Source organism: Proteiniphilum sp., from assembly GCF_040307845.1.
Lineage (GTDB): Bacteria > Bacteroidota > Bacteroidia > Bacteroidales > Dysgonomonadaceae > Proteiniphilum.
This window is the reverse complement of sequence record NZ_JAWRIS010000061.1, coordinates 15,492-37,432: the sequence shown is the minus strand read 5'-3', so window position 1 is coordinate 37,432 and position 21,941 is coordinate 15,492. Positions and strand designations below refer to the sequence as shown.

Sequence of the window (21,941 nt, the reverse complement as noted above, 5' to 3'; positions counted from 1 at the left end):
ACTAAATCAGAATCAAGACTTCTCAACTTCTTAACTTCTCAACTTCAGACTTCTTTTTCATCAATCACATCAATTTACTGGTTCTTCTGATAAGAAAAATCCGAAATTCCAATATTTTGATAAGTTTCTCTCAGCGCCTCCTCATCATCGGAGATAACCAATAATTTATCCCCGGCGAATAATTCGGTCTGGCCGGTCGGCACAAAATACCGTTCTCCTCTTTTCACCATCACCACCAGGGTCCTGTCCGGCAGGGGCATTTCTATTAAATTCTTTCCATATTGTAACGTCTCTTCGGTGATCAATATCTCAGTCATAGCCGATTTGATCTCCTCGGCAAATTCCACGTCGAAATCCTCAAATGCCTTATGTTTTTGCGGTTTCTCAGCCAGATTCAGCCATCTTGCTACTATGGGAAGAGAAGTCCCCTGCACAAGAAGTGATACAATGGTAATCACGAAAACCATATTAAAGATCCACCGGGCATCCGGGACTCCGGCAGCCAACGGTAGAATGGCAAAGATAATAGGTACGGCTCCCCTGAGGCCCACCCATGAAATATAAAGATTATCTTTAAATCCGATTTTACGGAATGGAAGAAGGGTAAGAAATACGGTCAACGGACGTCCTATAAAAATAAGGAAAGCTGATACGATCAGTGCCGGAACAATCACTCCGAGCAGTTCTGCCGGATTTACAAGTAATCCCAATGTAATGAATAGCAATATCTGGCTCATCCAGGCTACCCCATCAATAAATTTCATGGAGGTCCGTTTATGGGTGAACTTAGCATTGCCGATCACCAATCCGGCAATATACACGGCAAGATAGCCATTCCCTTTCAGATAGTAAGTCGACGCAAAGATAAACACGCCCAGGGTCAATAAAAGGATAGGGTAAAAGGAACTATTATCCATACGGATACGGTTGATGATGGCTACCGCCCCTTTTCCAAGAAGATAACCCATTCCTGCGCCCACCGCCAGTTGTACCACAATAGTCAGTGCCACCATGCCGAGATTGGGATCGCTTCCCGACTGAATGATATTCATAAACACGATGGTAAGCATATAGGCCATCGGGTCGTTACTACCACTCTCCAACTCCAGCAATGGCCGGAGGTTATGCTTGAGTGAAAGGCCTTTTGAACGCAATATCCCGAATACCGACGCTGAATCGGTCGATGAGAACGTAGAGGCAAGCAACATGGCGGTCAGCAGGCTGATACCCAAAGAGGGAAACATGTGGCCGGACAACCAGTAGGTAAACAATCCGGTGAGAATAGCAGTAATAAACACCCCTAAGGTAGCAAGCATCACTCCGGGCCAAATAACCGGTTTAATTTCAGAGAATTTGGTATCCAGCCCGCCGGAGAAAAGAATGATTGTCAAACAGATGGTACCAATCGTTTGTGCCGTCTGCACATTTTCAAAATCCAAACCGAATCCATCGGATCCAAAAACCATTCCCACTACAAGGAAAAGTAGTAATATAGGAACGCCAAAACGGTGTCCGGTTTTTCCAACTAACAAACTTATGAAAAAAAGGATGGATCCTACCAATAACAATAATTCAGGGCCTATCTGCATCTTATATAATTTTTATTTCTTATTATATCTTATATTGATTCTAATCGTAAACAACTGATTATAAATACAAAAACTCACATTACAACATAATACCTATTGTATAAATGATGTAAAATCTTCTTCGACTTTCAATGTGGCGGTTTCTCCCATAATCAGCGGGAAGTTTAACTTCACGTGCCCCACCGGAAAACCGAAACAGAGAGGAAAATCATACTCACTGACACTCTCTCTAATGGACTCTTTCAATGGGGAATACATTTGATTATCCTCTTCATAACCGGTGAACTGACCGACAATCAGTCCACTGATTTTCCCGAATATGCCGGCAAGTTTCAGCTGGTATATCATCCGGTCCACACGATAAGGCGCTTCACCGATATCCTCGATGAACAGGACACCTCCGCGCGGGATGCTGAAGTACTTAGTTCCTAACAGGCTACAAAAAACCGATAGGTTTCCACCAAACAGTCTGCCCGTAGCTTCCCCTTTTCTATTCAAAGAAGAATGTTCCCGCACGGGAATCCTATATTCCAGTGGCTGTCCGGCCAAAACAGTTTTTGTATAACGTACCGCTATATCTTCCGCACCTTCATCGGAAAAATGTTGTGCCATCGGCCCATGAAGAGAAGCTATACCGCAGGTTTGCAGCGCAGCATGAAGAAGGGTTATATCACTATAACCGACCACCCACTTCGGCTTTTTTCTAATCCCCGAAAAGTTAAGCTTTCCAAGAAGATGCGATATTCCATAACCGCCACGGGAGCAGAGGATCAACCGCACGTCCGGATCGTCGAGCGCTTTTTGCAGATCAGAAAGCCGCTGCGTTACCGAACCGCTGAATCGCCCTGCGTCACACAAGGCATTTTCACTGATCTCAGGACGGAGTCCCCAGCTATCCAGGACAGCGACTGCGTCCCGCACGACATACCCGTCAATTTTCCCTGCGGGGGAAAGGATGACGGCTCTATCGTTGGTCTGCAATGACGGCGGTCGCTTCATCTTGTTATTTTATCATCTATGCATCGATATTGGCATAGGTAGCATTTTCTTCAATAAATTCACGTCGCGGAGCCACCTCTTCACCCATCAACATGGAAAAAATTACATCCGCATCGGCGGCATTCTCAATCGTCACCTGTTTGAGAGTACGGTGCTCGGGATTCATCGTTGTCTCCCAGAGTTGTTCGGCATTCATCTCACCAAGACCTTTGTAGCGTTGCGTATGGATAGCGTTTTCGTTACCGCCGCCATATTTGTCGATAAAAGCCTGCCGTTGCTGATCGTTATAGCAATATTCTTCAATCTTACCTTTCTTGCAAAGATAGAGGGGTGGAGTGGCAATATACACATACCCGCTTTCTATCAGCAAACGCATATAGCGGAAGAAAAAAGTAAGAATAAGGGTGTCAATATGGCTTCCGTCCACATCAGCATCCGTCATCAGAATAATTTTATGATACCTCAATTTTTGGATATTGAGCTCCTTGGAATCCTCTTCGGTTCCTATAGAAACACCTAAAGCGGTATATATGTTCTTGATTTCATCACTTTCCAGTACTTTATGCGGCATCGCTTTTTCCACATTGAGAATTTTACCGCGCAACGGCAAGATGGCCTGGAATATACGGTTGCGCCCCTGCTTGGCGGTACCGCCTGCGGAGTCCCCCTCCACCAGGAAGATCTCACTCTGTGCCGGATCCTTGCTGGAGCAATCGGCCAATTTTCCGGGCAGTCCTGCGCCGGAGAGCGGCGATTTGCGCTGTACCATCTCACGTGCCTTTCGTGCAGCCTGGCGGGCTGTAGCGGCAAGGATCACTTTTTCCACAATGATCTTTGCCTCCTTGGGATGTTCTTCCAGGTAATTCCGCAAGGCCTCCCCGGTAGCCTGGTCCACGGCACCCACCACCTCACTGTTTCCCAATTTCGTTTTAGTCTGCCCTTCAAACTGGGGTTCAGCCACTTTCACCGAAAGTACGGCAGTGATCCCCTCCCTGAAGTCATCCCCGCTGATCTCCACTTTTACCTTTTCGAGCATCTTGGAGTCTTCGGCATACTTCTTCAGCGTACGGGAAAGGCCACGCCTGAAACCGGTAAGGTGCGCTCCACCTTCAATGGTATTGATATTATTCACATACGAATAGATATTCTCGTTATAGGTATCGTTATAAGTAAGAGCGATCTCAATGGGAATACCGCTTTTCTCCGTCACAATATGAATAGGTTCCGGAATAAGGGATTCCTTATTCTTGTCGATATAACGCACAAACTCTTCCAATCCGGTTTCGGAGTGAAAATACTCCGTTTTGAAAGTACCATCCTCTCCGGGGACCCGCTTATCAGTCAATGTCAGCGTAATGCCGGCATTGAGGAAGGCCAATTCACGGAGACGCGACGCCAACACATCGTGCCGGTATTCCAACACGGTAAAAATGGTATCGTCCGGTTTAAAGGTAATAACCGTCCCGGTCTCATTGGTTTCACCCAGCACTTTCACATCAGCATAAGGCTTACCTTTCGAGTACTCCTGCATATAGATCTTCCCATCTTTATGAATTTCGGCCTTCAGGTAGATGGAAAGCGCATTCACACAAGACACCCCCACGCCGTGCAATCCACCCGACACCTTATAGGTACCTTTGTCGAACTTTCCTCCTGCGTGCAATACGGTAAGTACCACTTCAAGTGCCGACTTTTTTTCTTTTTCGTGATAATCCACCGGGATACCTCGTCCATTATCCTTTACGGTAATGGAATTATCTTCGTTGATGGTCACATTGATCTCCGTACAGTATCCGGCCAATGCTTCATCAATGGAGTTATCAACCACCTCTGATACTAAATGGTGCAATCCTTTTTCGCTTACATCCCCGATATACATGGCAGGGCGTTTACGTACAGCCTCAAGCCCTTCGAGTACCTGAATATTTTGAGCGGAATAGTTCCCGCTTCCATTTTTTTTCTCTTCTTCTGACATTTCTTTCAATATATATTAAAACTATCTGTGGATTAGACTCCTAAAAGGGGGGTTCCGATTTTTTCAAAACTGAACAAAAGTACGAAAAAATAGTCATTTTTACAACCCCTTTTTGTTTTTTTAGATAAGCTGCGGGAGCAAATACAAAACCTTTCCCGGAAGGTCATAAACGACAAAAGCGGACTATTGTCCGCTTTTGCTATATTATTGTATGTGTATCCGGTTTTAAAACTCGTAATCAATGGCCGCTCTCCCAATCCTTACTTTCGCAATAAACTCCCCTACTTTCAAATGTTCAGGGTGTTCGGCATATATTTTCAGGTCTTCCAGCGAATCAAACTCACTGTCGAGTACGATATCATAATTCTCGGAAGAAGCCCGTGGATGATTCGGGAAGACCACTATCTTCCTGATTACGGGAATCACCGCTTTTAATGCCTCCAGTTTCTCTTTTACAAGGAGAATATTTTCTGCTTTAGCATTTCCTTCAGCCTCTTCAGCCAATTGAAAGAATACCAAATGCTTTACCATCTCAACTCAGGCTATTCACATGAGAAGCCAGTTTCGACTTCAGGTTATTGGCCTTGTTCTGATGTATTACATTCTTCTTCGCCAACTTGTCGAGCATAGAACAAACTTCGGGATACATCTTCTGGGCTTCTTCCTTGGAAGTAAGGGTACGTAATTCCCGCACTTTATTCCTTGTAGTGCGTGAAACGTATCTGTTTGCCAGACGACGAACTTTGGTTTGTCTGATTCTCTTTACAGATGATTTATGATTTGCCATTTCTCTTGACGCGTATGTTTAAATTTTCTAAATAATGTAGTAGCCCATAGGGGAATCGAACCCCTCTTTCAAGAATGAAAATCTTGCGTCCTAACCGATAGACGAATGGGCCTTTTCAGGCGTGAACCTATTGTTAAATATCTCGCTGTCGCAATTGCGGGTGCAAATATAGAACGTTTTTCTGAAAGCACAAAACTTTTCATGTATATTTCCTCCCTTTTTTTTATTTTCTTCCCCTAATGCAGCCAAAGAACTGAAAAAGAGAAAAAAACTATTTTTCTATCCTATCGAATTGGTTCTTTCAAATATTTTTTCTAATTTTGCAGCCCGTAAAATAAGGCCTGATGTATATATAAGGAATAAGAAACAAAATAAATAACAAATAATCATATGAAAAGAACATTCCAACCCTCTAACAGAAAGAGAAAGAACAAACACGGATTCCGTTCCAGAATGGCTTCCAAAAACGGAAGGAAAGTACTTGCTGCCCGTCGTGCAAAAGGCAGGGCTAAATTATCCGTGTCAGACGAATATTAAAGAGAGTATCTTAAAAAAGGCAGGGATAAGATTGACTTATTCCTGCTTTTTGTTAGATACCGGTCGAACGTTCCACTCACATACTTTATCGGCTCTTTTTCTATACCGCAACTCCCCACTCTCATTATTTTTTGTACTTTTGTATCCCGTATACGCTTACACTTATACGAGCGATTGTTATGAGTAAAAAACAGACAAAAAAAACCATTCCCAGCAACAGTATTATAAAAAATCTGCTGATGATCATAGCTTGCAGCGTACTGTTGGTTGTCCTGGCACTATTGCTTCTGAACATTTATACACGACACGGACAAAATGTGGCAGTACCGGCATTGGAAAACCTTCAGATAAAGGAAGCTAATACGATCCTCAGGGCCAAGGGACTCCATGCCGAGATTGTGGACTCAATCTACCAGCGCGATGCTGTGCCTGGAGCGATCATAGACCAGAGACCTAAAGCCGGTAACAAGGTAAAAGAAGGGCGCGCTATTTATCTGACGATTTATGCCAGGAACCCTCAGATGGTTGCCGTACCTGAATTGACCGACTACTCTACCCGTCAGGCATCTGCATTACTTAACTCGATAGGATTCGACCAGTTACATATCCAGGAGGTACCGGCAGAATATTCCGGCCTGGTGGTAGCTGTAGAGTACCGGGGAAAAAGACTGATGCCTGAAGAAAAAATCCCTGCCGGTTCACCGCTCACGTTGGTCGTTACCAGTAATACGTTGGCCGACTCGCTCAGGATCGACAACGAATATATTGTCCCGCCGGGAAGCACCGGTGATGATATTCGATCGGGGGGCGATAGGGCCATAGACGATTCATTTTTCTAATTAACGGCTTGTGACAGAACAGAATTTGGACGATATTGATTTTTTGGCTGAGGATGACGACGGGATCGCAGAGGAATCTCCGGACGAAAATCAGAAATTCGAGCATTATCGGTTTGTAGCAGATAAAGGACAAAATATGCTGCGAATCGATAAATTTTTGTCTGTCAGGATAGAAGGGATTTCCAGAAACCGGATCCAGCAGGCAGCCGAAGCCGATTGCATCCTGGTGAACGGGCGACCGGTAAAATCGAATTACAGGGTGAAGCCACTTGATATGATCTCTATTGTGATGGATCGTCCCAGACGCGAGCTGGAAATCATCCCTGAAAATATCCCCCTTCATATTGTCTATGAGGATGATGCCCTGATGGTGATCAACAAACCTGCCGGTATGGTAGTACATCCCGGACACGGAAACTATACCGGCACACTGGTCAATGCGGTAGCATACCATCTACATCGGGATAATATCAGCGATATAAACGATCCGAGACTGGGGTTGGTCCACAGGATAGATAAAGACACCTCCGGGCTGCTGCTGGTAGCCAAAACCCCGGAGGCCAAAACAAATCTCTCCGGACAGTTCTTCCGTAAAGAGACAAAACGGATGTATGCCGCTTTGGTATGGGGGAATCCGGTAGAAGACCATGGCACAGTAGAGGGCAATATCGGGCGCGACCCGAACGATCGTATGCGTATGCGTGTCTTTCCCGATGGAGAGCATGGTAAACCTGCCGTCACCCACTATAGCGTGTTGGAACGATTTGGTTACGTGACATTGGTGCAATGCCGGTTAGAGACCGGGCGCACACACCAGATCCGTGTCCATATGAAACATATAGGGCATCCGTTGTTCAATGATGAACGGTATGGAGGCAACGAAATCCTTCGCGGCACCCATTTTGCCAAATACAAACAATTTGTCACCAATTGTTTCGCCCTCTGTCCCCGCCAATGCCTGCACGCGAAAACGCTGGGTTTTATACATCCTATGACAGGAGAAGAACTCTATTTTGAAAGCGATATTCCGGAAGACATGCAGTCGGTCATCGATAAATGGAGAGCGTATGTAAGAGTGAAGAGTGAAGAATGAAGAGTGAAGAGTGAAGAGTGAAGAGTGAAAAACTAAAAGTGAAAAGTGAAAAATGATAAAAAAAAACATAGCCATAGTGTGGGGAGGCTACTCTTCGGAAAAAGTGATATCTGAAAAGAGCGCTACAGGTATTTACTCCTTTATTGATAAGGAGAAGTACAATGTCTTCAAGGTTAAAATAGACCGTACTTCGTGGCAAGCGGAAGCCCGGGGGTGTTTCTATCCGGTCGACAAAAATAACTTCAGTTTTACTGACAGCGACAACAGGCACATCCGGTTCGATTTCGCCTATATTACTATTCATGGCACTCCCGGTGAGGATGGAACGCTTCAGGGTTATTTCGATATGCTGGCCATTCCCTACTCCAACTGTGGCGTACTGGCATCGGCACTGACATTCAATAAATTCATCTGTAACAGTTTCCTGAAGAACTTCGGGATTGAGGTAGCCAATTCAATACTCCTACGGAAAGGTGACACGTGCCAACCCGATGAGGTCATTTCGCGGTTGGGATTACCGGTCTTTGTAAAACCTAACTTGGGCGGTTCCAGTTTTGCCACCACCAAAGTAAAGGAAAGTGCACAACTCGAATCCGCTGTGGAAGAGGCTTTCCGGGAAGCCCAGGAAGTGATCATCGAGAGTTTCCTGCAAGGCACAGAAGTGACCTGCGGATGCCTCAAAACCGATAAAGGAATGACGGTGCTCCCTTTAACGGAAGTGGTTACCTCCAATGAGTTTTTCGATTTTGACGCCAAATATAACGGACAGGTAGAAGAAATCACTCCTGCCCGGCTTTCAGAAGAAACCACCCTGGCTATTCAACAGGAGACAGAAAGAATATACCACCTGATCGGCGCGAAAGGGATTATCCGTGTGGATTATATCCTGGTCGGGAACAGGCCTGTTCTTCTGGAAGTGAATACTACACCGGGAATGACGGCTACCAGCTTTGTTCCCCAACAGGTAAACGCTGCCGGACTTTCCATGACAAATATCATTACTGAGATTATCGAAACGGAATTGGTTCACTTCAACCCGAGACAATGTTATGACAACGACCACAACAAATAGTACGATAGCAGCCCGGTTCAACGATATCAGCCCGGTTCCCGATAACGAAGTACCGGAAACAATTGAGAAACTTATAAACAACAGCTATTTCAGGCGCACGGCCGAACCCTTCGTAAAACCCCTTCCGTGGGAACAGTTTACAGCGGTCATGAGCCAATGCCGGACCAAGGACGATTTTCAGCGCCACATTATCTATCCTGTAATGAAACAGCTGATCGCCGGAACCACGGAGGAATTGAGCGGCGCAGGATGGGGAAATATCCCTGAAGGGAAAGGATATCTTTTTATTTCCAACCATCGCGATATTGTATTGGATGCCGCTTTCCTGAATATCCTCATGTTCGAAAAAAAGAGACCCACCACCGAAATAGCTATCGGGGATAATCTGCTTATCTATCCATGGATAGAAGAACTGGTACGCCTTAACAAAAGTTTTATCGTGAAACGGGGTGTATCTGTACGCCAAATGCTGGAGGTGTCAAAACATCTTTCGGAATATATCCATGATACGGTACACCGGAGGGCACAACCGGCATGGATTGCCCAACGCGAAGGAAGGGCAAAGGATTCGAACGATAAAACACAGGTAAGCCTGTTAAAGATGCTTACGCTCCACAATAGCTCCGATCCGGAAAAAGCATTACAGGACCTGCACATCGTCCCCCTCTCTATTTCCTATGAATTGGATCCCTGTGATTATCTCAAAGCCAAAGAGTTCCAGCTTAAGCGTGACAATCCCGGATACAAAAAAACGGAAGCCGACGACATAGAAAATATGTATACCGGCATCATGGGATTCAAGGGACGTGTCACATTCCGTTTCAGCTCCTGCATCGATCAGGCTATCCGGGAAATCCCTGCGGCAACCGGGAGGAATGAGCTACTGGAACAGGTGGCTTCGATTATCGACCGTGAGATTTATCGCAATTATACTTTTTTCCCATTCAACTGGGTAGCATACGATTTGATGACCGGAACCGACCGGTTCTCATCGCAATATACCGATGAGGATCTGTCGAAGTTCAATGCCTACCTGGAAAAGCAGATCGGGAAAATAGACATCCCCAACAGAGACGATGTTTTCCTGCGTGTGAAAATGATCGAGATGTACGGAAATACAGTTAAAAACTATCTGGAAGCGCATTAATTATACAATGAAAGGCCATATAGCTACCCTTCTGGTATTTCTATTGATTCCCCTTCTTCCCGCATGTGAGAAAGATCAGGGAAGGATGGCCGATTATCTGGTGGAGTTTGCCACGGTAGAAAAAGAAAATTCAAACTACCGTTTCAGGCTCGACAATGGCAGGCTGCTTATTCCCGAAGAGGTAAAAAACTATTCCGGAGACGATGGACAGCGGGTCATCCTCAATTACATCCCATTGGGAGGAGATGCCATCCAAATCAATTATGTGTCTAATATATTTACGGGCAGCATTCAATCCGAGGGTTTCCCGCAGAACTATTCGGATGATCCGGTAAAAATACAGAGCGTGTGGGTAGGTGGAAATTATCTGAACCTGGTCATGGAGATTGAGTACCATTCTGAGCCTCATAAAGTCGCATTGTTACGTGATCATTCCTCCACAACGGTAGATCTCTACTTCAGCCACTCCTCCGAGGATGATCCTCCGGGATATCCCAAAATGATGTATGCCTCTTTCCTGCTCTCCGACTTACGGGAACAGACAAACACCTCTCCTGTCCCTTTCCGCCTTTTTATCAACACTTATACGGGAATCCATATATTGGAACTGGAATTACAATAAAGGCGGGATAGGATCCTCATCTATTATAAAGTCTATCGGCAGGAGACATTTCACATGTACTTTCTCACCGTTATTCTCACCCGGTATCCATTTCGGCATAAGTCCCAAAACACGGACAGCTTCTTCATTGAGCGATTTATTCGATCCTTCCACCACTTCTATATTCGAAATAGCACCATCACTGGCTACGATAAAAGAGCAGAGGATTCGCCCCTCAATGCCTTCCTGTCGGGCCTCACGCGGATAACGGATGTTATGTGAAATAAAATCTGATAATCCCGACTCTCCATAGGTATATTGCGGCATCTTATCCACTATGGTATAAATAGTATTATTTTCAATTACCTCCGGTTTTGTTTTAGAATAATTACGGGTAGGTTGCACAGGATTACCGGATGCCATTGCATTCTGGTTGAGCCTGAAATACATAGGCACATAGGTTTCAGAGCGTACAATCTCGCCTTTATGCCTTGCAGGGCGCCAGGACGGCATAGCCTGCAAGATACGTAACGCCTCTTCATTCAGGAGAGGGTCCGCACGATGGAGGATATTAAAGTTGGAAAGCGAACCGTCTTTTTCTACCACAAAAGTATATACTACCAATCCCTGCGCCTTGCGTTCCCTTGCATCCTCCGGATATTTCAATGTATTGGCAATAAAACGATGCATTTCGGGAGTTCCACCCGGATATATCGGCATTATATCGGGTTCTTCAATGACTTTGTCACTTTTAGAAATCGGGGCATCCTGCGCCATGATAGCTGATTGTTTCGCGGCAAAACCTCCAATAAAAATGGATGCCGCAAAAACAAAGAGAAATTTGGGTATATTCATTTGACTTAAATGCGCTGAAACGTGTTACTTTTGATTTAGGGGCAAAGATATAAAAATCCATCGGTTTACACAAAGGAAAAAACTGCTTAGATTATGTAAAAATATTATGTGTGAACACTCAAAACAATTGCCATCCTCCGCCATTGTAAGCCTCAAACCCTTGCCTTTTCAGCAAATTCACCGCCTGGGCGCTGCGAGCACCACTGAGACAAACGACCACAACAGGCCTGTTCCTGTCGAGCCGGCTCATTTCACTCGGCAAAAGGAACAACGGTATATTGACCGATCCTTTGGCATGTCCCGATTCATATTCCTCTACTTCCCGCACGTCCAATAATAATGCTCCCTTCTGAATCTTTTCCTTTAATTCGCCCTTGCCCGGCGACTTGAACATATTTCCCAAAAATCCCATATTCTATTGATTATTATGTATGTTAAATTGTATGATGACTGAACTCTATATAAATAAATTGATATTCGACTTCTCTGCCCTTTCCAAGTAAGTTGCCACTCCGCCGATGATCACTCCATCCACCAACTCTTCTTTCTGGATTCCCATCACATCCATCGACATGGAGCAGGCAATCAGTTCTGCGCCTCCCTCAATGGCCTGCCGCATCAGATCCTCCAGACTATCGATATGTTTGTCTTTCATCACAGACCGCATCATCTTTCCTCCCGCACCCATCATATTGATTTTTGATAATCTCAGCTTACGGCTGTTCGAAGGCAGCATCATGCCAAACATTTTGGAGATGAGATCTTTTTCCACGGCCGGTTTATCCTGTTTTTTAATCACACTTAATCCCCAGAAGGTAAAGAATATACTCACCTTCTTACCCGCAGCCAACATGCCATTCGCAATCACAAAGGTAGCCAATGCCTTGTCGAGGTCGTCGCTGAAGACAATCAATGTTTTTGTACCACTACCACTCATCGGGTTGCCAGGCATAGGAACAGTCATGTTCTTCAATTCTGCTTTCTCCACCGTAGCCGTAATAACGCCTCCCGAATGCTTCATGTCGATCAGTTTCGCTCCCACCATATTGCACCATGCATTTAAATCCTGCCCGAAAGCCTGGTCGGTTACCTTAATTGTCAATTGCTGCCCGGCCGATAACGTATCATAGTGCCTTTTCAATTCCCTGATGGGGCCCGGGCACTGTAAACCACAGGCATCCACAATCACCTTTTTCTCAGGCTCCACCATCATTTCCCCGTCATCACGAATCACCGGAAAGAAATCGCATTCTACGCCGGTATTTCCATTATTACTCTGTTGATCCTGCAGCACACATGAATAGGTCTTATATCCCCCCGACAAGTTATACACAGCGGTATATCCGTGTTGCAAAAGGATACGTGAAGCAGTATATCCCCGCAATCCCACGGCACAGTACACATATACCGGCTTATTGGTGGGGATTTCAGGAAGCCTGCCCCGCAATTCATCCACAGGAATATTCACCGCATTCTCTATATGGCCGAAATCAAATTCCTCCCTGGTCCTTACATCAAGGATCATGGCACCATTCTCCACCTTCAGCATGTCACTCCATTGGATAACCTTTACCCGTCCGGACAGTATGTTCTCCGCGATAAATCCCGCCATATTCACCGGGTCTTTCGCAGAAGAGAACGGTGGCGCGTATGCATGTTCAATCTCCTGCAGGTCGTAAATGGTTCCCCCGTTACGGATAACCTGAGCCAACAGGTCTATACGCTTGTCAACCCCATCAAAACCTACCACTTGCGCTCCAAGCAGTTTCCCATCGAGTGCGAAATTGATCTTGACGGTTAACGGCAGAGCGCCGGGATAATATCCGGCATGCGAACCGGCATGGCTGATCGAAGTCATATAGGCTATTCCTTCCCGTGAAAGCAACCTTTCAGATGCACCGGCAGAAGCGACCGTCATGTCAAATACCTTGGCAATGGAAGTGCCGATGGTTCCACGGTAAATCCGGCAGTTTCCTCTTACAATGTTATCTGCGGCAATTCTTGCCTGTTTGTTGGCCGGCCCGGCAAGCGGGATCAATGCGGGTTTCCCGGTGACAAGGTTTTTCACCTCCACCGCATCACCCACCGCATAGATATCGGCATTGGAGGTCTGCATATAATCATTTACCCTGATTCCACCCAAACTACCGATTTCCAACCCCGCGGCTTTGGCCAGACTGTTCTCCGGCGTTACCCCGATACTCAGGATAACCATATCGGCCGAAATAGCCTTCCGGCTCTCTGTCTTAACAACAATAGCATTTCCATCCGGTTCAAAAGCGGTGATTTTTTCTTTCAGCAAAAGATTGATTTTTCGTGTACGAAGATATTGATGCACCATGGCCGCCATGGGATAATCAATGATACCCATTACCTGGTCGGCCTGTTCAACTACAGTTACCGACAGCCCTACTTCTTTTAAGTTCTCTGCCATTTCAAGCCCGATAAAGCCCGCACCGACAATCACTGCCGATGTGACGCTTTTCCCGGTGACAAACGATTTGATCCGGTCCATGTCGGGCACATTCCGCAACGAAAAAATATTTTCATTTTCTATACCGCTGATGGGCGGTTTTACGGGTCTCGCCCCGGTTGAGATGACCAGTTTATCATACGCTTCCTCATACTGTGCTCCCGTTTTCAAATCTTTTACGGTAACATACTTCCGCACAGTATCTATCGCCATAACTTCCGACTTGATACGGACATCAATCCCGAAACGGCTTTTGAAGCCTTCCGGTGTCTGTAAAAACAACTCGTCACGTTCCTTGATTGTACCGCCTATATGGTACGGCAAACCACAATTGGCATAAGATACATACTCATCTTTCTCAAAAAGTACAATTTCAGCCTTTTCATCCAATCTCCTGAGGCGCGCTGCCGCAGTAGCCCCTCCGGCTACTCCCCCGATAATGATAATCTTCATATTGATGTGTTAATTAATTTGTCGATATACATATTTGCCAGTAGCAATCACATAGGTAAAATTTTTTATTCTTCTGCGATGGTTGTCAATTTGACCATCAAAGAATGCACGTCTATAGTATATCCTTGCATCTCTTTTATTTTTTTTCTTCCGGCATCGGTCAGTGTAAAAATCATCTGGCGCTTATCGGAAATCCCTATCTCCCGCAAAATAAATCCTTTTTCTTCCATAGCATGGATAATACGTGACACCCTTGAACCGGAAAGCCCGATAAAATCGCTTAATTCGTTTGCAGATTTTGGCTTACCATCCTTCATGCAACAGAGCAAAGCTCCCTCATTGATGGTAATACCCGCATCTTCGGCAAACTGCTTTTCGTAAGCATACAGCGCTTTATATATGTCTTTTAACCTGCAAATTGATTCCATTAAAAATAATTGCTAATAGAAATTATTTACAAAGTAAATATTTTTCCGGTAAACTTGCAAATATTTTTTAATGTGGTTGTATAGTGAACAACATTTTTGCAGGGCTAATTAACAAACATAGTATTAATATTGAAGCAACAATAATTCCTGCGATTTTTAAGTTTTTACTCTTAATTGCCAATGCAGGCAAAATATAACTTATATTCCGTAAAATCGACAAAATTAGAAGAATAGTTGCTATTGCTTTTTTATCATACCAATTATCGACGAAAGTTTGTAGCATCATAATGGTAATACTGGTAATGAATAGCACTCCTATAAACACAATCAATAAAACACTTGATCTATCGTATTTAGAATTTTTATTTTCCATGACTTTTCATATTATAAATTATACATTTATTCCAGTCTCATGAATGCTTGTTTTGACAACTTCTCTTAATTTTCCATTGCTTCTCACAGTCAAAACAGAGATAGGAGTTTTTATATACCGGAAAAATAAAACCCACGATCAGGTAAGGTATCAATGTGAGCCAACCGGGCTTTTTGCTATGGCCAATATTTTCAGAATGGCAAAAAGGGCAGATATCCGTTCCGTCAAGTTCTTTCTTCGAAAAGACAACTACCTCCCGGGGAACCTCTTCCACACTGTTGACAATGTTTAACGCCTTTTCGGCATCCTCTTCGAGGACCTGTAACTTTACTCCTCCAATCGCATTGGAATAGAAATTATATACCTGTACCGTCATTTCATCCTTGAGAAAAGTCCGGATCCCTTCCGATTCCAGTTTTCCCCTGATCACATAAGCTTCATGCGGATAAGTAAATGTTTTTATTGTGACAAACTGTTCCATATACAACATTTCAAAAGCATTTTATTTCGGTTTACAGGAATGTCAGCCCTATGTTCCTAATTTTCCATGATCCAATTCAATAAAGTGATTTTCGTAGAAAATTATTTTTCTGCTCATCCGACAAAGCTATCACAAAAGATAACAATCTCCAAGTTTTGAAGTAAATATCTTGGTGATAAAAGAAAAATAAATGAGATATAATGCGATTATAACAAAGCATATAATCAATTTCTCGTTGAAAATCCGTACCTTTGCGTCCCTAAAAAGATTGTTTACATGCAGAATATCCGAAATATTGCCATCATCGCCCACGTCGACCACGGCAAAACCACCTTGGTGGACAAAATGTTGATGGCAGGCCATCTCTTCAGGGACAACCAGCAGACGGAGGATTTGATCCTCGATAACAACGACCTGGAGAGGGAACGGGGTATTACCATCCTCTCAAAGAATGTCTCTATACGTTACAACGACGTAAAAATAAATATTATCGACACGCCCGGCCATGCCGACTTCGGCGGTGAAGTGGAACGGGTACTCAATATGGCGGACGGTTGCCTACTGGTGGTCGACGCTTTTGAAGGGCCTATGCCGCAGACCCGATTCGTACTGCAAAAGGCACTTGAAATCGGATTAAAACCCATACTGGTGATCAACAAGGTGGATAAGCCCAACTGCCGTCCCGAAGAGGTGCAGGAAAACGTGTTCGACCTGATGTTCAGCTTAGACGCCACCGAAGAACAACTCGATTTCCCGACCATCTATGGGTCGGCCAAGCAGGGATGGATGTCCGACGACTGGAAAAAACCGTCCGGAAGCATCATTCCATTGCTGGATGCCATCATCAAATATATCCCCGCACCCAAAGTGCTGGAAGGAACACCGCAGATGCTGATTACTTCCCTCGACTATTCCAACTATGTAGGACGTATCGCCGTAGGGCGTGTACATAGAGGCATCATCACATCCAATAAGGATTACGCGCTCTGCAAACGGGACGGGAGCATCAAGAAGATCCGCATCAAGGAGGTGAACCTGTTTGAAGGATTGGGACGGGTGAAAGTGGATGAAGCTACCTCGGGTGATATCTGCGCACTGATCGGGATTGATGGCTTTGATATCGGAGACAGTGTTACCGATGTAGAAAAACCTGAACCGCTCGACCCGATCGCCATCGACGAGCCCACCATGTCGATGCTCTTCACCATCAACAACTCTCCCTTTTTCGGGCAGGACGGGAAATATGTGACTTCGCGCCATATCTACGACCGGTTGATGCGGGAGCTGGACAAGAACCTGGCACTCCGTGTGCAGGAGACCGACAGTTCCGATTCCTGGATTGTATACGGGCGGGGGGTACTGCACCTCTCTGTACTGATAGAGACCATGCGCCGCGAAGGGTATGAACTGCAGGTGGGACAACCCCAGGTGATCATCAAGGAAATAGATGGGGAGAAGTGCGAACCGATAGAACAACTCACCGTCAACCTCCCCGAAGAATCGGCCAGCAAAGTAATCGACGTCATTACCCGCCGCAAGGGCGAGATGCTCACTATGGAGAACAAGGGCGACCGCATGCATATCGAATTCGTGATCCCTTCCAGGGGTATCATCGGGTTGAACAATACCGTGCTGACGCTTTCTGCCGGTGAAGCCATCATGGCGCATCGCTTCCTGGAATTCCGTCCGTGGAAAGGAAATATCGAAAAGCGGCAGAACGGTTCCATCATCGCCGGAGAATCAGGGAATGCGTATGCCTACGCTTTGGACAAGTTACAAGACAGGGGACGTTTTTTTATTGAACCGCAAACCGACGTATATGAAGGACAGGTCGTAGGTGAGCACAACAAGGAGGGCGACCTGGTGGTCAACGTGACCAAATCGAAAAAACTGACCAACGTGCGTGCATCGGGAACCGACGACAAGGCGCAATTGGCACCGCCCATCGTCTTCAGCCTGGAAGAAGCGCTGGAATACATCAAGGAAGACGAGTATGTGGAAGTAACCCCCAAGCATATGCGTATCCGCAAGATACTGCTGGATGAGAACGACCGCAAGCGGGTTTCCAAGAAAGGGTAATTAAAAAAAGGTGACTGCCCAACGGGCATCACCTGTAACGGATAGCAAGCTTACGCACTGGATATCACCCAAAGCTGAGCTTGTTCTATTTTTTAATCAACGCGATAAACTCTTCGCGTGTACGCTGTTCACGAAAAACACCGGTAAAATCGGAAGTGGTGGTAATGGAATTTTGTTTTTCCACTCCCCTCATCTGCATGCACATGTGTTGTGCTTCGATCACCACCATCACACCCATCGGATTCAGTGTCCTCTGAATGCAATCTTTGATCTGGGTAGTAAGCCGTTCCTGCACCTGCAACCGTCGTGCGAATACGTCAACGACCCGGGCAATCTTGCTCAATCCGGTAATATACCCATCGGGAATATAAGCCACGTGCGCTTTACCAAAAAATGGCAGCATATGGTGCTCACACAAGGAAAAGAGGTCGATATCTTTCACAATCACCATCTGCCGGTAATTTTCCTTGAACAGTGCGGAGCGCAAAATAGTTTCCGGATCCTGCCAATATCCTTTCGTCAGATATTGATAGGCCTTTGCAACCCGATCCGGTGTTTTGACCAGCCCTTCACGATGAGCATCCTCACCCAACAGGGTAAGAATATCCCGCATACGATCGGCAATTGCCGATTTTTTCACCTCTAATTCTTCAGAAGACATCTATTTTTCTATTGTAGGGTTACCATCAATTCTCATTCACCGTAGGGTTGGCTAACCGGGATTTTCACCTCGTCGACTACTATATACATCTCTTTCCCGAACGATGGAAACGACTTCACCATCTCTTTCAACACCTCTTCAGCCTCGGCCCTGGTCTGAAAATTTCCTACACGCAATCTCCAGAAAGGCGATTCAAAAAGCACAATCGTCTCATGTTCAGCATATGCGTTATTGATAAGTTGTTGTTTTCGGAGAGCCTCATTCTTGGATGTACGCTGGTTATTTCCCGAAAAAGCCTGGATCTTAAATCCACGCGCACGGTAGAATTGTGTCGACCCGTCTGAATTAGTATATACCGTTCTGGGAGGAGCCATAGGACGCCCCAATACATTCCCGATACTCTCATCTTCATAGACCGAGACATGCCCCTTACCGGGTACAGAGGAGTTGAGTTCCCGCAGTATTTCTTTTCTTTGTGATGACGACTGCGCATAGGCGCCGTTTACAAACACCAACAACAGGAAAAGGATCGTATAATGGAAGAGATAGTTCATTGTTCTAAATTACTAATTACTAATTACCAATTGATCCAAATATTAAGACATAAGTAGATTAATCATATAGAAACTACTCATCCCGTTTATCGGGATTGGCACATTAGTCTCATTAGCCACATTCATCTTATTGGCACATTAAATTCCTGCAAAGATAAAAAAATACCACGGACCCGGAGCGGATCTGTGGTAAAATTCTGTTAATGGATTCAGAATGCCTCAATAATCGGCATAAATTTGTCCACTCCCAGTGAAGCACCGCCAATAAGGCCACCATCGACATCAGGATTGGAGAATAATTCTTTAGCATTACCGGCATTAGCGCTTCCACCATAGAGGATAGAAGTATTGTCTGCTATTTCCTGACCATATTTTCCTTCCAGCGTTTTACGGATAAAAGCATGCATTTCCTGCGCCTGAGCAGCCGTAGCTGTTTTTCCCGTACCAATAGCCCATACCGGTTCGTAAGCCAGTACAATCCTGGAGAAATCTTCGGGAGAGAGTTCGAATAATGATTCTTCAACCTGAGATTTTACCACTTCGAAATGGTTGCCGGCTTCCCTTTCTTCTAACACCTCTCCGATACAGAAGATGGGAGTGAGTCCGTTGGCAAGCGCCAATTTCACTTTTTCTTTCAGTATTTCAGGAGTCTCGTGGTAATAAGCCCGACGTTCGCTATGTCCCAGAATCACATATCCGGCTCCGGTAGAAGCTACCATTGCGGCCGACACTTCCCCTGTATATGCGCCAGATTCCTTATCCGCACAATTTTGTGCAGCTACACCAATTTTGTTTGTGTCTATGCTGTTTACCACACTTGCCAGATGAATAAAAGGCGTACCGATTACCACATCACAGTTCACGGTCTTGTTTTTTAATGCCTCGTTCAACGCTGTCGCCAGTTCAATTCCCTCTTGCAGGTTTTTATTCATTTTCCAGTTACCTGCCACAATGCTCTTTCTCATACCAATAAATATATTATATAATTAAAACTAAAAACTAAAAGTGAAAAACTATCATTTTATCGCCCGAAGGACGTTGCCCCCATCCCATTTATTGATCACTGTACCCTCCTTCAGCAACATCAATCCGGGATTGGCCCGGATCATGGTTTTCAGTACCCGTTCATCCGCATGGCAGAATTGGAAACCGGTATGGTGATGCTCTTCCCATTTGCCGACCGCATCTGCCGACGATGAGGTTAGCAGGTAAAAGGAGTATCCGTTTTCCTGGGCATAACGATGAACTTCCCTGAACCGCTCAAGATGTTTCAGGCTCATCTTCTCCAATGAATAAGCAACCATCAGGAAAGTATAAGAAGGCTCTGAAAGGATAATATCGGTGATATCTCCCCCGATATCCCAGGCACCGGTTACCTCATCGTAATACAAAGACTCTATGGCAAAATCCTCGATCGCAGGCTTCTCACCTTCTTTCACCAGCTTTGTTTTCATATCTACAAATATCCAGGTAGAGTCGTTCCAGGGATAGTTCTCTTCTGTGAACTCCTGCTCTACCCCGTCTTTACTGTAAATAAAAACAGTCTCCAGCACATCTGCTTTTTCAGGATCGATAAACATCTGTTGTGGAATATTGGCGCCAATCTTATATGGTCGGAAATCGATTACCGGCAGGCGATATACATTATGAAGAGAGAAAAACACCCCAAAAAGCAGCGTCAAAAGAGCAGCGACAGGGGCAATTTTCTTTGGAAAGAGCGGGGCAACCTGTTCCCATTTCAAAAGCAGCAGGACCGCTCCTGCCAAAAGGATAATATTCTTATAAAAAGTCTGCCAGTTACCGATAACAAACGCATCGCCGAAACACCCACAATCTTCTACGGGATTAGCGATAGCGATCCATAATGTAAGCGGCGTGAAAAAGACCATGAACACTCCAATCAACCTGACTGTCCATTTCCTGTAAATTCCCAATAACAGAAAAACGCCCAAAGCAAACTCTGCTGTCACCATACAAACAGCTGCAGGCAAAGCCAACGGAAAGAGTTCCGAAAGCCCCAATTCAATCAGGTAATCTTCAATCTTATAGGTGAAGCCCAATGGATCAACCGCTTTCACAAAACCGGAAAACAGAAAAGTCGCCCCGACAATAACGCGCGACAACTCCACCAAGAGTTTCATTATTTTACTGTTTGCACTCATTTCTCTTCAATATTTAGTTCTCCGCTATTCAATTGTTATTCAATTGTTATTCACTTGTTATTCACTTCGTGTTATTCGGCTCCGTTATTCGATTGTTATTCGGCTTCGCCGTTATTCAGCTTCGCTGTTATTTCCCGCTTTGCGGGATAGTACAACTGAATAACAACCGAATTACAACCTTACAACTGAATAACAACCGAATTACAACTGAATTACAACCGCTGAATTATCATCAAAGTGCAGCCTGATCAACCCAAAAACAGCATAGTTGATCATATCTTTGTAATTGGCATCAATTCCTTCGGAAATAAGCGTTTGTCCGTCATTTGCCTCAATCTCTTTTGTCCGCTGTATCTTCATCAGAATAAGATCGGTATAGGAACTCACTCTCATGCTTCTCCATGCTTCTCCATAATCATGATTTTTTGCGTCCATCAGCGCTTTCGATTCCGCCACAAAGCGGTCGTAAAGGTCCAATGCCTTTTCAGGAGAAATATCCACCGAATCCACATAACCCAGTTCGAGTTGGATCAATCCGATGATACCGTAATTCACGATCCCGATATATTCGGGGAAGATACCTTCGTCCACCTTATTATCTTTGGTCGTCTCAAGCGTACGGATCCGTTTCGCTTTGATAAATATCTGATCGGTCACCGAACCGGGGCGGAGTATCCGCCATGCAGCACCGTAGTCCTGTAGTTTCTTTTCGAATACTCCCCGACAAATAGCGAGCACTTCGTCAAATTGATGGAGGGTTGGGTTCATTTCATCTCATTTAAA

General features: G+C 45.0%; 23 protein-coding genes and 1 tRNA gene. 7 read left to right on the top strand and 17 right to left on the bottom strand.

The genetic code is table 11. The features are described from left to right. Positions 1 to 74: 74 nt before the first annotated feature. The 6 genes from ABV001_RS14780 to ABV001_RS14755 form a co-directional block, all read right to left on the bottom strand. A complete protein-coding gene (locus ABV001_RS14780) occupies positions 75 to 1,589 on the bottom strand; it encodes a potassium/proton antiporter (RefSeq protein WP_352423524.1) in 1,515 nt (504 codons plus the stop codon). A gap of 93 nt (positions 1,590 to 1,682) precedes the next feature. Then, on the bottom strand, positions 1,683 to 2,588 hold the full coding sequence (locus ABV001_RS14775; protein WP_352423523.1) for a S66 peptidase family protein: 906 nt from the start codon (positions 2,586 to 2,588) through the stop codon (positions 1,683 to 1,685). Positions 2,589 to 2,604: 16 nt separating this feature from the next. Next, positions 2,605 to 4,563 (bottom strand): DNA topoisomerase (ATP-hydrolyzing) subunit B, encoded by a 1,959-nt coding sequence (gene gyrB / locus ABV001_RS14770; RefSeq protein ID WP_352423522.1) that lies wholly within the window; start codon positions 4,561 to 4,563, stop codon positions 2,605 to 2,607. 225 nt (positions 4,564 to 4,788) lie between these two features. Beyond that, a complete protein-coding gene (locus ABV001_RS14765; protein WP_352423521.1) occupies positions 4,789 to 5,094 on the bottom strand; it encodes a Dabb family protein in 306 nt (101 codons plus the stop codon). 1 nt (position 5,095) lies between these two features. After that, positions 5,096 to 5,350 (bottom strand): 30S ribosomal protein S20, encoded by a 255-nt coding sequence (gene rpsT, locus ABV001_RS14760; RefSeq protein WP_076931048.1) that lies wholly within the window; start codon positions 5,348 to 5,350, stop codon positions 5,096 to 5,098. 40 nt (positions 5,351 to 5,390) lie between these two features. After that, positions 5,391 to 5,462, bottom strand: a tRNA-Glu gene (locus tag ABV001_RS14755). 278 nt (positions 5,463 to 5,740) lie between these two features. Between ABV001_RS14755 and rpmH the strand changes: the two genes are divergently transcribed. The 6 genes from rpmH to ABV001_RS14725 all read left to right on the top strand — a co-directional run bounded on the left by rpmH (position 5,741) and on the right by ABV001_RS14725 (position 10,660). After that, complete coding sequence (gene rpmH / locus ABV001_RS14750) at positions 5,741 to 5,887, top strand: 50S ribosomal protein L34 (protein WP_019539052.1); 147 nt, start codon at positions 5,741 to 5,743, stop codon at positions 5,885 to 5,887. A gap of 179 nt (positions 5,888 to 6,066) precedes the next feature. Continuing rightward, positions 6,067 to 6,726: a PASTA domain-containing protein gene (locus tag ABV001_RS14745; protein ID WP_352423520.1), complete on the top strand. Its 660-nt coding sequence runs from the start codon at positions 6,067 to 6,069 to the stop codon at positions 6,724 to 6,726. Positions 6,727 to 6,736: 10 nt separating this feature from the next. Next, positions 6,737 to 7,819, top strand: coding sequence for an RluA family pseudouridine synthase (locus ABV001_RS14740; protein ID WP_502929905.1), 1,083 nt, complete (start codon positions 6,737 to 6,739; stop codon positions 7,817 to 7,819). A gap of 55 nt (positions 7,820 to 7,874) precedes the next feature. Then, positions 7,875 to 8,891 carry a D-alanine--D-alanine ligase gene (locus ABV001_RS14735; RefSeq protein ID WP_352423691.1) on the top strand — a complete coding sequence of 339 codons (1,017 nt, stop codon included), beginning with the start codon at positions 7,875 to 7,877 and terminating at the stop codon, positions 8,889 to 8,891. Beyond that, positions 8,869 to 10,038 (top strand): 1-acyl-sn-glycerol-3-phosphate acyltransferase, encoded by a 1,170-nt coding sequence (locus tag ABV001_RS14730; RefSeq protein ID WP_352423519.1) that lies wholly within the window; start codon positions 8,869 to 8,871, stop codon positions 10,036 to 10,038. Before ABV001_RS14735 ends, ABV001_RS14730 begins: the two co-directional genes overlap by 23 nt. Positions 10,039 to 10,045: 7 nt before the next feature. Beyond that, positions 10,046 to 10,660, top strand: coding sequence for a NigD1/NigD2 family lipoprotein (locus tag ABV001_RS14725; protein ID WP_352423518.1), 615 nt, complete (start codon positions 10,046 to 10,048; stop codon positions 10,658 to 10,660). On the opposite strand, the gene ABV001_RS14720 is transcribed toward ABV001_RS14725, so the two are convergent. The 6 genes from ABV001_RS14720 to ABV001_RS14695 all read right to left on the bottom strand — a co-directional run bounded on the left by ABV001_RS14720 (position 10,652) and on the right by ABV001_RS14695 (position 15,702). Beyond that, positions 10,652 to 11,494, bottom strand: coding sequence for an energy transducer TonB (locus ABV001_RS14720; protein ID WP_352423517.1), 843 nt, complete (start codon positions 11,492 to 11,494; stop codon positions 10,652 to 10,654). The genes ABV001_RS14725 and ABV001_RS14720 overlap by 9 nt on opposite strands. Positions 11,495 to 11,612: 118 nt before the next feature. Continuing rightward, positions 11,613 to 11,906: a rhodanese-like domain-containing protein gene (locus ABV001_RS14715; protein WP_294083821.1), complete on the bottom strand. Its 294-nt coding sequence runs from the start codon at positions 11,904 to 11,906 to the stop codon at positions 11,613 to 11,615. Between the two features lie 45 nt (positions 11,907 to 11,951). Then, entirely contained in the window at positions 11,952 to 14,420 is a 2,469-nt protein-coding gene (locus ABV001_RS14710; protein WP_352423516.1) for an FAD-dependent oxidoreductase, read from the bottom strand. A 65-nt stretch (positions 14,421 to 14,485) separates the two neighbouring features. Beyond that, on the bottom strand, positions 14,486 to 14,848 hold the full coding sequence (locus ABV001_RS14705; RefSeq protein WP_294083817.1) for a MarR family winged helix-turn-helix transcriptional regulator: 363 nt from the start codon (positions 14,846 to 14,848) through the stop codon (positions 14,486 to 14,488). A 67-nt stretch (positions 14,849 to 14,915) separates the two neighbouring features. Beyond that, entirely contained in the window at positions 14,916 to 15,221 is a 306-nt protein-coding gene (locus tag ABV001_RS14700) for a hypothetical protein (RefSeq protein ID WP_352423515.1), read from the bottom strand. 37 nt (positions 15,222 to 15,258) lie between these two features. Next, positions 15,259 to 15,702, bottom strand: a complete 444-nt coding sequence (locus ABV001_RS14695) for a putative signal transducing protein (protein WP_352423514.1) — start codon at positions 15,700 to 15,702, stop codon at positions 15,259 to 15,261. A gap of 276 nt (positions 15,703 to 15,978) precedes the next feature. On the opposite strand from ABV001_RS14695, the gene typA reads away from it, so the two are divergent. Further along, positions 15,979 to 17,781: a translational GTPase TypA gene (gene typA / locus ABV001_RS14690; protein ID WP_352423513.1), complete on the top strand. Its 1,803-nt coding sequence runs from the start codon at positions 15,979 to 15,981 to the stop codon at positions 17,779 to 17,781. 85 nt (positions 17,782 to 17,866) lie between these two features. Here typA and folE read toward each other — a convergent pair whose 3' ends face one another. The 5 genes from folE to ABV001_RS14665 all read right to left on the bottom strand — a co-directional run bounded on the left by folE (position 17,867) and on the right by ABV001_RS14665 (position 21,926). Continuing rightward, entirely contained in the window at positions 17,867 to 18,442 is a 576-nt protein-coding gene (gene folE, locus ABV001_RS14685; RefSeq protein ID WP_352423512.1) for a GTP cyclohydrolase I FolE, read from the bottom strand. Positions 18,443 to 18,474: 32 nt separating this feature from the next. After that, on the bottom strand, positions 18,475 to 18,996 hold the full coding sequence (locus ABV001_RS14680) for an SPOR domain-containing protein (protein ID WP_352423511.1): 522 nt from the start codon (positions 18,994 to 18,996) through the stop codon (positions 18,475 to 18,477). Positions 18,997 to 19,205: 209 nt separating this feature from the next. Next, entirely contained in the window at positions 19,206 to 19,961 is a 756-nt protein-coding gene (gene tpiA, locus ABV001_RS14675; protein WP_352423510.1) for a triose-phosphate isomerase, read from the bottom strand. Positions 19,962 to 20,012: 51 nt separating this feature from the next. Next, entirely contained in the window at positions 20,013 to 21,158 is a 1,146-nt protein-coding gene (locus ABV001_RS14670; RefSeq protein ID WP_352423509.1) for a BT_3928 family protein, read from the bottom strand. Between the two features lie 201 nt (positions 21,159 to 21,359). Further along, complete coding sequence (locus tag ABV001_RS14665; protein WP_352423508.1) at positions 21,360 to 21,926, bottom strand: DUF1599 domain-containing protein; 567 nt, start codon at positions 21,924 to 21,926, stop codon at positions 21,360 to 21,362. Between the last annotated feature and the right edge of the window lie 15 nt (positions 21,927 to 21,941).

Excerpts from the sequence above, each read along its gene's own strand:
- ABV001_RS14780 (WP_352423524.1), bottom strand. The coding sequence starts at position 1,589 with ATGCAGATAGGCCCTGAATTATTGTTATTGGTAGGATCCATCCTTTTT.
- ABV001_RS14775 (WP_352423523.1), bottom strand. The coding sequence starts at position 2,588 with ATGAAGCGACCGCCGTCATTGCAGACCAACGATAGAGCCGTCATCCTT.
- gyrB (WP_352423522.1), bottom strand. The coding sequence starts at position 4,563 with ATGTCAGAAGAAGAGAAAAAAAATGGAAGCGGGAACTATTCCGCTCAA.
- ABV001_RS14765 (WP_352423521.1), bottom strand. The coding sequence starts at position 5,094 with ATGGTAAAGCATTTGGTATTCTTTCAATTGGCTGAAGAGGCTGAAGGA.
- rpsT (WP_076931048.1), bottom strand. The coding sequence starts at position 5,350 with ATGGCAAATCATAAATCATCTGTAAAGAGAATCAGACAAACCAAAGTT.
- rpmH (WP_019539052.1), top strand. The coding sequence starts at position 5,741 with ATGAAAAGAACATTCCAACCCTCTAACAGAAAGAGAAAGAACAAACAC.
- ABV001_RS14745 (WP_352423520.1), top strand. The coding sequence starts at position 6,067 with ATGAGTAAAAAACAGACAAAAAAAACCATTCCCAGCAACAGTATTATA.
- ABV001_RS14730 (WP_352423519.1), top strand. The coding sequence starts at position 8,869 with ATGACAACGACCACAACAAATAGTACGATAGCAGCCCGGTTCAACGAT.
- ABV001_RS14725 (WP_352423518.1), top strand. The coding sequence starts at position 10,046 with ATGAAAGGCCATATAGCTACCCTTCTGGTATTTCTATTGATTCCCCTT.
- ABV001_RS14720 (WP_352423517.1), bottom strand. The coding sequence starts at position 11,494 with ATGAATATACCCAAATTTCTCTTTGTTTTTGCGGCATCCATTTTTATT.
- ABV001_RS14715 (WP_294083821.1), bottom strand. The coding sequence starts at position 11,906 with ATGGGATTTTTGGGAAATATGTTCAAGTCGCCGGGCAAGGGCGAATTA.
- ABV001_RS14710 (WP_352423516.1), bottom strand. The coding sequence starts at position 14,420 with ATGAAGATTATCATTATCGGGGGAGTAGCCGGAGGGGCTACTGCGGCA.
- ABV001_RS14705 (WP_294083817.1), bottom strand. The coding sequence starts at position 14,848 with ATGGAATCAATTTGCAGGTTAAAAGACATATATAAAGCGCTGTATGCT.
- ABV001_RS14700 (WP_352423515.1), bottom strand. The coding sequence starts at position 15,221 with ATGGAAAATAAAAATTCTAAATACGATAGATCAAGTGTTTTATTGATT.
- ABV001_RS14695 (WP_352423514.1), bottom strand. The coding sequence starts at position 15,702 with ATGGAACAGTTTGTCACAATAAAAACATTTACTTATCCGCATGAAGCT.
- typA (WP_352423513.1), top strand. The coding sequence starts at position 15,979 with ATGCAGAATATCCGAAATATTGCCATCATCGCCCACGTCGACCACGGC.
- folE (WP_352423512.1), bottom strand. The coding sequence starts at position 18,442 with ATGTCTTCTGAAGAATTAGAGGTGAAAAAATCGGCAATTGCCGATCGT.
- ABV001_RS14680 (WP_352423511.1), bottom strand. The coding sequence starts at position 18,996 with ATGAACTATCTCTTCCATTATACGATCCTTTTCCTGTTGTTGGTGTTT.
- tpiA (WP_352423510.1), bottom strand. The coding sequence starts at position 19,961 with ATGAGAAAGAGCATTGTGGCAGGTAACTGGAAAATGAATAAAAACCTG.
- ABV001_RS14670 (WP_352423509.1), bottom strand. The coding sequence starts at position 21,158 with ATGAGTGCAAACAGTAAAATAATGAAACTCTTGGTGGAGTTGTCGCGC.
- ABV001_RS14665 (WP_352423508.1), bottom strand. The coding sequence starts at position 21,926 with ATGAACCCAACCCTCCATCAATTTGACGAAGTGCTCGCTATTTGTCGG.